This window comes from Weizmannia sp. FSL W8-0676 (assembly GCF_038593015.1).
GTDB classification, from domain to species: Bacteria; Bacillota; Bacilli; order Bacillales; family Bacillaceae_C; genus Weizmannia; species Weizmannia coagulans.
This window is the reverse complement of the sequence record NZ_CP151954.1, coordinates 463538-475524: the sequence shown is the minus strand read 5'-3', so window position 1 is coordinate 475524 and position 11987 is coordinate 463538. Positions and strand designations below refer to the sequence as shown.

Below are 11987 nucleotides of genomic sequence, written 5' to 3'. Positions count from 1 at the left end.
AGTATAATAAAAATGTTCTCCGTTTTCAACAAAAGATTCGAAAAATTATAGATTCTAACGGGTGCAATATAAAAAACGGGGAAAAATCACCCGTTTTTTACACAAAAAATTTACTTTTATCACAAACCCAGCTGCAGATTCCGCGTTCTGTTCATCTACAGCAATAATTAACAAAAACTTCCAATTCATAGTTTCAATCCACGCACTTACTGAGTACAGCAAAATATAAACAACGCATCCATTTCGCGTTAGCGTTTATACCTTATCGTACTCCCAATAAATGCGAATACACCGGTAGTTTATCAAAGATGATTAAAAATTTCAAAGCATCTGTATTCACCTTCTATCTTTATTTTATTCTTGAAAATATGATATAAGGCAATTATTCCCCTTAATGGGACACATAGATTCCCGTGTACTCTTTATTATAAAAGTTGGGCAGTACAAACCCTATTTGGATATAGCTATACGCCCAATCGGCATCCCGATAGATCCTTCCCCCCTGCTGCCTACTCAAATAGTTCATCCGCCAATTTTTTGATTTGGGCTTTTCGTTCCTTCGTCAGTTGCCTGTCAATGCGCGGTATTCCATTTTCAACGATAATCACGTCCCCAGCTTGGACACCGGATGGAAGCTCACTCAGACGGATATCCACCGTCGTCCGGTCATCTTTTTCACAAACAGCAAATTCCCCTTCGATCCGATCAACAATATATTTCATCAAAAACGGCCTCCTTTATTGCGGGGTAAAAGAAGTGTGGGTGGTATATGTTTTCCCTTTTACAACAGCTTTTATATCAATCCGCACTTCATAGCCGGGAGCCGCTCTGCTGATCCGAACCGGAAGCGGCGTCCCTGCCGTCCCCTGATAGACGGTGTCCTTGCTTTTGTAATGAAAAGTTGCCTGATATGCCGCGCCTGTCAAACCTGTAACCATTAAATTGATTTTACCATACTGCTCGGGCGTTTGATCATCAACCTTCGCCTGTAATGTACCATTAGAAGTGGTTCGCTGGGACGGCTGCTTTGCTGGCGGAACAGCCTTGCCGGAAGCCGTTGCATTCCCCGCTTCCGAAGACAAATGATTTGGCGTTAAAGACGGAACCGGCTGGAATTCAATGGAATGCCCATCTGTCACCGCTAAAATGGTCTTCATTTCGTCTGTCCGGAAAATTTGAATATGATTCGCCTTTAAGCGATTGATTACCTCGTCACTTGGAAGGCCGTACGAATTAACCTTCGCTACCGAAATAATCGCGTACTTCGGTTTCACGGCATCCAAAAACGCCTGGCTTGTTGCAGTCTTTGAACCATGGTGCCCCACTTTTAATACCTGGGACGAAAGATCCTGGTGCGTTGCAATCATATCTTCTTCAGAACGGAAGGGGGCATCTCCCGTGAATAGAAAAGTGCCCTTCTCCCCATAGGAGAGTTTTGCAACAGCCGACCAGTCATTCATCTCTTCGTGATAATCTTTTACAGGCGCGGCAAACTTCATCGATGCCCCCTGCAGCCCCAGATCCACATTCGCTTTTGCCTGTTTGATTTTAAGCCTGCTATTTTTCACGGCCAGCAAAAAATCTTCATAGGTTCTGGTTGTATTCACGACCCGCGGCGCATATACATTTTTTACTTTTAAGTTTTCCAGGACCGTATCCAGGCCCCCGATATGATCAGCATCCGGATGGGTGGCAATCACATCATCCAATTGGCTGACATGCAGCTGGCGGAGATACCGGACAACATCATCGCCTTTGTCATTATTCCCGCCATCAATTAACACATTTTCTCCTTTTGGCGTTTGGATGAGGATGCTGTCCCCTTGCCCGACGTCAAAAAAATAAACCTTTAGTTTTCCTTTTGGAAGTGATGCAGTACTTTGTTGATTGCTGTCTGTTTTGTGAACGGTTTTGCTATCTGCTTTACTCTCTGATTTTTCTACACTTATATGCTGTGCTTGCTTTTCTTTTGCTGGCTGGCTGTTAGCGGATTGGGTTTGACCGCAACCGCTGCAAAAGAGCATTAAGAATAGTAGTAGAAACCATGCGCCTGTCCGGTTTATTTTCAATTTTTATTCTCCTTCTCTCAATATGGACACCACGACCAAATGATAAAAAAATGAATTCCCGTTCAAAAGCTGATTCAATATATAGAGAAGGTAGAATCAAGCATTTTCGAAAGATGCATTCTTCTAAAATTTAGAGGCAGAGCGTGCTGACAAATCGGAAACAAGCCAAAATCTAATTCATTCAGCAAGCCCTCATTTAGGACTTGCTGAACAAGCACAAACTCCAGATTTGATATTTTGACCACTTTGTCATATAAAGCATAAGGATGTTATGGAAAATACGAAAAAACCTTCTTATCCTCTAGCTCTATATAAAATGAACAAAATATCGTAGCTCTGTTGCCTGCTGTAAAAAATAGTCTTCGTGCAAATTGGTGCTCGGGCTTGATGTAAAAACTTAAGTTCAACTTATATACACTTTTGAACAAAACGTGTGAAACTGGTACACAAAGTAAAACTGTACATTTTTGCTAAAACCACTGTAATCATCCTTTTGTGTAAAGCTGCTTTAATGAATAAGTTATTTAGGGTTTGCTGAATAAGCAAAATTCCTAGATTTGGCAAGGTTGCTGACAGCTTTGGCAACCATCTAAATGCTAGGGTTTTACAACAAATCCAGTGAAAAGCTTGCACTCGAAAGCCGATTTAACGTATGGAGAAGATAAAGCCACCCATTTTCGCAAAAGAATTCTTCTATATGTTGAGACAAGCTTGCAGACAAACTCAGAATCGGCTTCGTTCAGCAAGCCCTATTTAGCTGGCCTTAAGGGATCAACGACCTGGTTAACATTGAAAAATTGTTTTAATACATCGTTTTTTCCGGTTAACGCTTCACGCATTCTCAAACCATCCACATTAATGCGGGCTTGCCGAAAGTAATCCGGCCCTAATTGGGACCAGTAAGTTTTCGACGCATCTACATTGGCATAATAGTGAAATCCCTGGCTTTTCAAATAATGATATTTCTCATTGGAATATGGCTTCCAGTCTTGAATGTCACTGCCAAAAGCAAAAATAATTGTATCGGTCGGCCCAACAATTGGTTCCACTTCTTTTTTCCATGTAGATGTATCCTTTTCTAAATGATACAAAGTAACTTTCTTTGCATTCAAATGCCCCCAAGTGTGAGAAGCAAACGTCCATCCTTCCCTTTTCATTGCATCTGCTACTTTTTTTGCTTGCTGCTGGTCCTTTTTGATATTTGGATTGGGATGATTACTGTTGGGACCGTAATCACGCTCAGATGTTCTATATCCTAAGACTCCATTATATCCGGTTAATGCAATCATTCCCTTATGTCCTTTGTATGAAAAATCCGGATGTTGCTTAACAAAGTGATCTACAATAGGAATAAGATCATAGGCCCCTTGTACGGATTTTCCCTTTTCATCCACATAGGTGTTTGTGACATTTCCATTTTCATCAAGTGTTAAGTTTTTGGCAAATCCATCATTTTTCATATATTCATAATAACAAACATCATCCTGTGATAATACCAATGGTTTTTTGCCCGGCGGCAATTTAATATCCTGGTAAACCATCTTTCCCTTTTCATCAGGTTTTGCAATGTCCTGAAGATTTACGAGGACAAATCCTCTCTCGTATAATTGATTGATCACTTTTTTAAATTCGTTGATCGTTACCATGTAATCTTCATAGCCTTGGGTCATATCATCTCCATCGAATGCTTTGGATGGATTCACAATTAAAGAATGGAAAAATAAATGTGGAATTTTGCGATTGTCCGGCCATGCCACAAGTTTTTTCTCCTGGCCTTTATATTCATGAATCGTACTTTGAACATCCTTATCTTTGGAAATATTTGATTGTGCTAATAAATGGATAGCCTTTTGATAATCATATTGTTCGGCGAAGACTTCAGCATTTGCTAACAGCTGCTCTTTTTGCTTTTTTTGTTCTTTCTTCATCTGGTCTTTTTTCATGATTGAAGAAGAAGTCAAGGAATGCTGTGCATCTTTAGGTGCACAACCACCAATCAAGATGAGCACTAAAAAAGGAATTGCACCTTTTGTTAAAAACGGTAGGAAAGTATGCCTCATAATCAAGCTCCTTGGGTTCACTTTCTAGTAAAATATATTTTAAGCAATGACTTCTATTTAAGATCGCTGAACGAATCGGATTTTGGCTTGTCTCCGATTTGTCAGTAAACGATGCAATATTTTGTTCGTTTTAAATAAGATCGTTTTGAACGCATCTTTTTTCTTATGTAATGAAAAATCCCCCTACTTCAAAAACGGGGCATTCGATGGGGATTTTTTTGTAATGATCCATTATGGAATCATTACCCGTGAAAATCACCGGTCTTTTGATTGACCGTTACATCAGGGTATTTACCAGTATCACGTTCTTTCACCCAGACCTCCCAGTAGCCGTTACCAATATACTTGTAGTGGTCAGGTGTAAGATGATAATTCTTATATAGGTCTTTTTCAAAAGTATCTACCCAGGCACCTTTCGGCTGAGTTACAACCTGATTAATCTTATACGGACTGGAACTGGAGCTTGTGTTTTTATTTGATGTTCCTTCATTATTCGATGTTGTATTTCCTGATGTCGATGAATTTCCTGATGCTGGTTGATCTGACTTTGAATCATCAGACTGGGTTGATGTTGATTGGTCTGATTTTGAACCGTCAGACTGGGTTGATGCTGATGATCTGCTTTCTCCTGATTGTCCCTTAGAACTTTTCTGATCATTTTCCGTTGTTGAGCCTGAACTGTCTGCTTCATTCTTTGAACCGGAAGTTGAACTGGTTGCTTCATTCTTACTTGTATCCTTTTTTTGTGCTTTGTCCTTATGCTGCGGAGAGGAGTTTGTTTCAGAATGACTTTGATCACTTGATGCGTTTTGGTTTTGATTGTGATGATATATAAAGAAACCACCAATCGCAATCAGAACAACAACCAATATGAGTAAACCAACTTTTTTCATTTTAATGCCTCCTCTCCCAATCATATTAACACACTTTCACAATATTAAACCTCAAGTTACTTGACCAGCATAGATTCTATTAGGGTTATAATAAGCATCTGTTACGCATTGCTTAGCCATTTCAAACAAGCCACCATCAGTGAACTAAATTTGTTGCTCTGTTGCCTGCAGCAAAAAATACGAATGATACAGATTGATAAAAAGCGGTGTCCTTCCTTAACATAGAACGCGTCTACGTTAAGAAAGCGGGAAAAATCGACGTCCTTCCTTTACTTAGAGCACGCCTATATTAAGAAAGCAGAAAAATTCAGCGACCTTCCTTTACTTAGAGCACGCCTATGTTAAGAAGGCAGAAAAAATCGGTGACCTTCCTTTACTTAGAGCACGTCTACGTTAAGAAAGCGAGAAAAATCCACGTCCTTCCTTAACTTTTTTATATAATATTAATAGCTAGCAGCATGTTGAAGGAGCGGTCATAAATGAAAACAAGAGAGGACGCTATTCATTACTGTTTAAAACTGGAAAACACATATGAAGATTATCCCTTTAAAGATAAAAATTGGACATTAATGCGCCACATAGAAAATAAAAAAGTCTTCGCCTGGATTTTTGAAAGAAACGGCCATATTTGGATCAATGTGAAATGTGAAAACGGCTGGCTGGACTTTTATCGTCGGAAATACCATGCTGTTGTTCCGGCATACCATCTGAACAAAGAACATTGGAATTCCGTTATTCTTGACGGCACCGTCCCGGAGGAAGAAATCTGTGATATGATAAGGCAAAGCTATCACTTAACGAAGAAAAAAGGAATTCAGTCAAATAGGGGCCGGTAAAAATGAGAACTCGCATTACGGAGATATTAAAAATAAAATACCCCATTATCCAAGGAGGCCTTGCTTATCTCGGATATGCGGAATTAGCTGCTGCTGTTTCCAATGCGGGCGGCCTGGGGCAAATCACTGCCGCGACGCTGCGAACACCTGAAAAACTTCGCAATGCAATTCACAAAGTACGAAAATTAACCGGGAAGCCCTTCGGTGTAAACTTTGCAATCGCAAGGTATAACGGCCGGTACGAGGAGTTGCTTGAAGTGGCCATTGAAGAAAAGGTTCCAGCCATTTCCATCAGTGGCGGTAACCCGCAACCGGTCTTCGAAAGGATAAAAGGAGAAAACATTCGTACACTTGTGCTTGTGGCTGGAACCAGACAAGCACAAAAAGCTGAACAATTGGGTGCAGACGCAGTGATCGCCGTCGGGCAGGAAGGCGGGGGCCATTTAGGCCGGGACGACATTGGCGGCATGGTGCTCATTCCCCGGGTTGCAGACGAAGTATCCGTTCCTGTAATCGCCGGCGGGGGCATTGGGGACGGGCGTGGATTATTGGCTGCCCTTGTTCTTGGCGCAGAAGGAATTCAAATGGGGACCCGTTTTATTGCCACCAAAGAATGTATTCATGCACACGAGAAATATCAACAAACAATCGTGCATGCAAAAGAAACGGATACAGTAGTGATTAAGAGAACATTAGGGGCACCGGGCCGGGTCTTGAAAAACCGCTTTGCCTTGAATATTATGGAACGTGAACAGGAAGGGGCATCCTACGAAGACCTGAAAGAGATGATTAGCGGTAGCGCAAATTGCAACTATATTTATGACGGGAATGAAGAAAAAGGTTATGCTTGGGCCGGACAGGTCGTCGGCCTTATTCATACGATTCCGACAGTGCAGGAATTGTTTGACGAGATGATGCATACTGCAGAAAAAGGGTTATCCCGATTAGATCATATTATGAAAGAACAAACCCATAGATCATCGTGAAACAACGATTGACGAATCTGACGAGGCTCCCTTGCCCAATATCTCGCTCGGATTGGATAACAATTGAATCCTCTGCTAAAAAACTGCTAAAGATCCATCTTTGGCAGTTTTCTCATTTTCCCCATTCCAGAGTCTCCTGGATCAGAATGTTCTTCAAATTCGATAAGACTCTTTGTATCCTTTCCAAATCCAGCAATTCGTGATATTATATCCATGGGAAGACCTCTCTCTAGATGTTCATTTCACGGTGTACAGTAGAGTGTCTTCCCTTTTTTCCATTCATCTACCCCTTCGACTTCGAGTACATACTTACCAAAAAACCAATTAGATAATGTTCCGCTCCTCCCCTTTATGTGTTACGATACTCATATAAAAAGCTCTCCCTATGGATCGCCTGCCAGCTGCCATAGGAAGAGCTGATTTTCGATTTTTGTTTTGTTTGGGCATGGTCCAGTCTTAATGAGCAGAGACCTCATCAGGGATTGCGGCGATGCCCAATTTTTCAAAGACAAGGGCTTTGCTTGCAACATATGCGTTATACTCAATTCTCTCAAGCATATCATAGGCTTTGTGCAGGGTTTCATCTGTAATCAGGATACCATGCCTATTGAGCAGCATGGCTGCCGGTGTTACTTTTTCCCCTAACGAGATAATGTGCTTTCGGACAGTTTCTGCCAGTTCTACTGTTGTTGCCGGGCGGTATTCCAACGTTGGGATTTTTCCGAGCTTTTGTGTAGCCTCAGTTAAATTCGGCATATCCATTCCCAAAGTCGCAAAAACGAAAGATTCCTTTGGATGGGCATGGAGCACACAGCCGATCGATTCATTCTCATGATAACAGGCCATATGCATGTCACTTCACGGAATGCATTCAGTTGCAGAAGTTCATGCTATGGTGAATCAATAAGGCTAACGGCTAGACACACCGCCAAGAATACCCATCTTCCGGCTCAATCCAGAAACACCATTTCCTAGTAATGTATACGGGAAACGATTATACAGAGTAAGCTGTTTTTAAACAAGCACATGTACTGATTCAACATTTTCGCCATTTTTTACGAAAAAACCGTTCGCCAAACATCCGGTAACTGAAATACTTACCTTTGATTGCGGCCTTGCCATAGGGCTCACTTTTTCAATTCTTGCTTCATAAACGAAATGTTCTTCAATCATCTCATACATAAAGCCACTATAGAAAGCCGGAATATATCCTAATTTATATTCCCCTTTTTCTGACAAAACGATTACAGCTTTTTCATCTTCCTTGTTTGAAGGCTCCAATTGAAAACGCACAGCCGCGCCTTCTTTCAACTGATTAATTACTTTTTCTCCGTCATAGTAGCGCCACCCCGCGATATAAAAGTCAAAATTAAACCGGTCTTCAAAAACACGAATCGGGGCAACAAATTCATACGGATCAGTAGCCAGCCGTCCACCAGTAGCCCGCAATAAATCCATTTCTGTATAATCCGGAGGCAGCCCATAATTTTTTAAAATCTTATCAAAATCCGGTCTCCTTTTATCCGGTAACCGCCGTTCAAATGGTCCAAATAAGCGATCAGAAACGTATGTCTTATTTAGATTACGAAATGACAGATGCGGTTTATATCCATTTTCCAAAGCCTCTTTTAAGGTTCTGCGCTTCCCGCTTAATTCATATAAAAAAATGTATTTTCCATTTTCATGAAATAAATTGCCAATATGATAACGCTGCCTTGTCTTCTGATTTTGCCAGATCAGCCATAAGACACATGGATTTTTTTGCATTCAAGCACCTCCTTTGTACCAGTTCAAGAGCCATTCTTTACGATAGAGGAGTAACTTTTTTACCCACTTTTTGTATACAGGTCCCATCACTTTTTCCGGTATGGAGTCTACGATTTCCTGAAGCATCTGCAAGTTTATTTTATTTAATGAATTTATCGATTCTTTGGTCTCTAAAGGATAATATTGTTTGATCACTGTTAATAAATCAAGAAAGCGCGGCTTCTTTTTTTCAGGCAAGCCTATCAAGGAATAACTACGATTGCTAAAAGCTTTAAACATATTGCAATCTTTGTCCATTAGACGGATTCTGTTTTCTTTCAATTGAAATCCTAGAGAAGCGCCATTATCATAAACAGGGGCGATTCTATACTCATTATTATCATATATAATTCCCCAATTGTCACAATGTCTATCCTGATTTCCAATTAAGGCGTCAAATACAATAATTCCAATGAAATCACGGTTCAATTTAAATTCTGACAGAACACGCATAATATTAAAAAAGTGGTAATGCTTAAGACTATATCTGTCAAAATCCTCTGCGATATTGAAAAATAAATCTCCACCTTCAAATAGCTCTTCTTGTTTGCTTATAAAATTTTTCGCCAGTGTGGCAACTTTTCCATTTTTCTTAGCCAGTTGCACATCCATTGTGGAGAGGCCGATTGCTCTCCCCACGTCAGATGCTACTTTCTCCGCCCAAGCTTCTCCCGTGTTTTCCTTGGGAATTTTCAATAGAAAATGTTGGCCAGTCTCCGGATGAACTAACCAATATTTCTCTCTTGTTCCTGAAACCTGCCTTTTTTCATCTACTTTCCAATTTGTAACATCCATTAAGCACATCGTTTCACCTTTTAGGAATCTTTATTCCATTATAATTGAACAAGATGCAGTTGTCAGCCAATGAACTTATTTTTAGTCATTTACGTTCGGCCCCCAACCAACTTCATCACAACCTTATAGAGTGCTTACATTTAAGCTGTGATGAAGATCCGAAACCATTAACCTTGTGAAGGAAGCATAGATCTGCAGACTTGAAATCAAAAAAATAGCGGCGTTATGCCGCTATTTTTTCTTAAAAGGAAAACTTGAACAAATCACCGGTCCAGTTTCTTGCTCCCCAGTTTTCTATGGAAATCCTTGTCTTTTGGCGTACTTGGGTCGATCCCTTTTAACTGCGGAACATACGCACAGATCAGTTGAACCGGGATGATGTATTCATAAGTTTTATAAAATGTGTGATTCACTTTATTGCTGAAGGGAGTGGAACCTCTGTCGCCCATTCCCTCAAAAACAAACATGTGTTACATTCGACACATATCTTCAAATTTCCTTTTTTATCCTTTCTTTTTCAGGCCATCTCCGGATACAAAATTTTCCCCTGCAAAGGTTCCCTGCGTCCTCCAAAGGTGTTCCTTTTAAATGAAAAAATTAAAATTTTATGCGAAACTTGTGAGGATGATATAGCATATTTTTTCATCATGTAGTAATATTTTATTGAGCCTCTGCCAAAATAAAAATATACCCTTGAGCGAGGCTCTGGAAAATTAATTATCCCGATTTTTTTTTGCCTTTTCATCCAGATTTTCAATTTACATCCAGATTTTCAATTCAATAGAAGTAAAACGGTCATTTTTCTTCAAAAAAAGGGCATACGTATCCCGCCTTCACAAAATGGTTTTTTTCACTACCCTTTGTGGAAAGAAAACGTTCATTTGAGTTATTCACATATCCACCTGTGAATAACTTAATTTGCTCTTTGCAGCCGATTGCGTGTCCATCCACAATTGGCCTTTCCAGTCTGATGGTACGCCATATTTGCCATGATATGCATAGATATCATGCATCGATCTACATGAGCTTCAACTGCCTGTTTCCCACGCTTGTGAACACGACGGAGACTGTATCCGTCTTTTAGAATGCCAAAGATTCTTTCGATGATCGTCCTGGCACTATATAACACTTCAAATGTGCGACCATGTTGAGGCAACTCGACATCTACTTGAGGCGTTTGATCAAAGTCTATCCTAAATACTCTTCCTTGTGCTGCCCCATTACAACATTCCGCGTGATTCGCTAGCGGGCAGGTGAGACCTTCTTGCTTGGCATTTGGATGAAATACAGGACAAGTGTAAATATATTGCCCCTTTTCCCGATCAGATCCTCTAAGTTCCATTTTATGTCCACTGATACAGATGGGAGTGCCGTACCGGTTGATTTTTTCAATCCCCCGGGCGGTAGTTGGTTTATCTTTACGGTTCCGTGGATTGATCGGTGCCACCAATTTCGCCTGTAATACATCCTTTGTCACTTTTTGATTTTCCGGCGTTTGGTAGATTCCATCTGCCAGGATAAAGCTCAACTGCTCAGCCATCTCGGGGTGCTCTGTCTTAAACGTTTCCAATGTCGGTTCTAATGTTTTCCCATCGGGTGTATTTCCTTTAAATACTTCCCGCGTCAAAGGCAAACCGGATCTCACCCCGCATACCATTGATAATTTATGCGCAATATAGGAGACTGCATTACTTTTACGCATTACCCCTACATTGTCGTCCGTAAGGACTTTGGGGCAATCGCAATCACCCTCACAAGAACACGTCTTCCTTGTTTTATTCAAGGTTGCTTCTGCCTCTATATGCGATGTATCCACGGCGGCTGCTTCCTCATTCGTTTCAACCACGCCTTCCCCTTTATTATATTCAACAACCAATAGCCGGGCTTTTTCCCAAAGACCATTTGTTGTCATGATTTGATCAAAACGAGCAAAGGAACGGTAGCTCGGAATTTTCTCCGTAAATCCACACATGGTGGCAAATAGCGGGTTTGATTTCACTTGCAAATAGACACTCTCCACCATCACTTCAATATACTGTAAAGAGGCCAGTTCAAAAGCACGAAAAAAGGGCATGAAAGGATGCGGTTTTCTCCCAGTGGAAGGGAGATGAAATAATGAAGACGCAGACTTGTCTTCTTCCTCCGTTATTGAAAATAGTGCCGGTTGTATTTCATTAGAAGGATCATGTGCTCTTTCATTTTTTAGGTGCAAATATAAAAGGGTGTAGTATTCTCGTTCAATCGGCTTAAAAATCTCCCATGGGAAACACATGGCTGGAATGACAAATGGTATATCGGCATAGTCTTGCCAATTGTGGGGAATCAAATTTTGTTGTATTGAAAAGTCTCTGGTTTGTGTTAGAATAGAAATAGTCATGAAATCACTCCCTGGATATTTGGTGGTACTTATATCTTAACAAAGGAGTGGCTTTCATGGCTCTTTTTTTTCAAAAAAAATCATCCTTTTCCGTTTTACAATATTTACCACAGGAATGAGTAGCTTAATCTATTGAAACCCGCCCAAAACCGACCAAAGTGGAAA

The 11987-nt window shown here is 40.6% G+C and carries 10 protein-coding genes and 1 pseudogene; 2 read left to right on the top strand and 9 right to left on the bottom strand.

The genetic code is table 11. The features are described 5' to 3' along the window. Nucleotides 1-509: 509 nt before the first annotated feature. The 4 genes from NST20_RS02285 to NST20_RS02270 form a co-directional block, all read right to left on the bottom strand. Nucleotides 510-722, bottom strand: coding sequence for a DUF3006 domain-containing protein (locus NST20_RS02285; RefSeq protein WP_342399985.1), 213 nt, complete (start codon nt 720-722; stop codon nt 510-512). A gap of 15 nt (nt 723-737) precedes the next feature. After that, nucleotides 738-2024, bottom strand: coding sequence for a ComEC/Rec2 family competence protein (locus NST20_RS02280; protein WP_342400397.1), 1287 nt, complete (start codon nt 2022-2024; stop codon nt 738-740). A 794-nt stretch (nt 2025-2818) separates the two neighbouring features. After that, nucleotides 2819-4129 carry a hypothetical protein gene (locus NST20_RS02275; RefSeq protein WP_258437174.1) on the bottom strand — a complete coding sequence of 437 codons (1311 nt, stop codon included), beginning with the start codon at nt 4127-4129 and terminating at the stop codon, nt 2819-2821. A gap of 242 nt (nt 4130-4371) precedes the next feature. Next, nucleotides 4372-5022, bottom strand: a complete 651-nt coding sequence (locus NST20_RS02270) for a hypothetical protein (RefSeq protein ID WP_342399984.1) — start codon at nt 5020-5022, stop codon at nt 4372-4374. A gap of 479 nt (nt 5023-5501) precedes the next feature. Between NST20_RS02270 and NST20_RS02265 the strand changes: the two genes are divergently transcribed. Together NST20_RS02265 and NST20_RS02260 are read left to right on the top strand one after the other, a co-directional pair. Then, nucleotides 5502-5858, top strand: coding sequence for an MmcQ/YjbR family DNA-binding protein (locus NST20_RS02265; RefSeq protein ID WP_342399983.1), 357 nt, complete (start codon nt 5502-5504; stop codon nt 5856-5858). A 2-nt stretch (nt 5859-5860) separates the two neighbouring features. Beyond that, a complete protein-coding gene (locus tag NST20_RS02260; RefSeq protein ID WP_342399982.1) occupies nt 5861-6844 on the top strand; it encodes a nitronate monooxygenase in 984 nt (327 codons plus the stop codon). Between the two features lie 86 nt (nt 6845-6930). Here NST20_RS02260 and NST20_RS02255 read toward each other — a convergent pair whose 3' ends face one another. The 5 genes and pseudogenes from NST20_RS02255 to NST20_RS02235 all read right to left on the bottom strand — a co-directional run bounded on the left by NST20_RS02255 (nt 6931) and on the right by NST20_RS02235 (nt 11822). Continuing rightward, nucleotides 6931-7059 (bottom strand): hypothetical protein, encoded by a 129-nt coding sequence (locus NST20_RS02255; RefSeq protein ID WP_342399981.1) that lies wholly within the window; start codon nt 7057-7059, stop codon nt 6931-6933. Between the two features lie 241 nt (nt 7060-7300). Continuing rightward, nucleotides 7301-7699: pseudogene (locus NST20_RS02250) on the bottom strand (class II aldolase/adducin family protein); the annotation flags it as partial. A gap of 159 nt (nt 7700-7858) precedes the next feature. After that, nucleotides 7859-8611, bottom strand: coding sequence for an HIRAN domain-containing protein (locus NST20_RS02245; protein ID WP_017553302.1), 753 nt, complete (start codon nt 8609-8611; stop codon nt 7859-7861). Further along, on the bottom strand, nt 8612-9454 hold the full coding sequence (locus NST20_RS02240; RefSeq protein WP_061566290.1) for a HipA domain-containing protein: 843 nt from the start codon (nt 9452-9454) through the stop codon (nt 8612-8614). Nucleotides 9455-10358: 904 nt separating this feature from the next. Next, nucleotides 10359-11822: a transposase gene (locus NST20_RS02235; protein WP_342399980.1), complete on the bottom strand. Its 1464-nt coding sequence runs from the start codon at nt 11820-11822 to the stop codon at nt 10359-10361. Between the last annotated feature and the right edge of the window lie 165 nt (nt 11823-11987).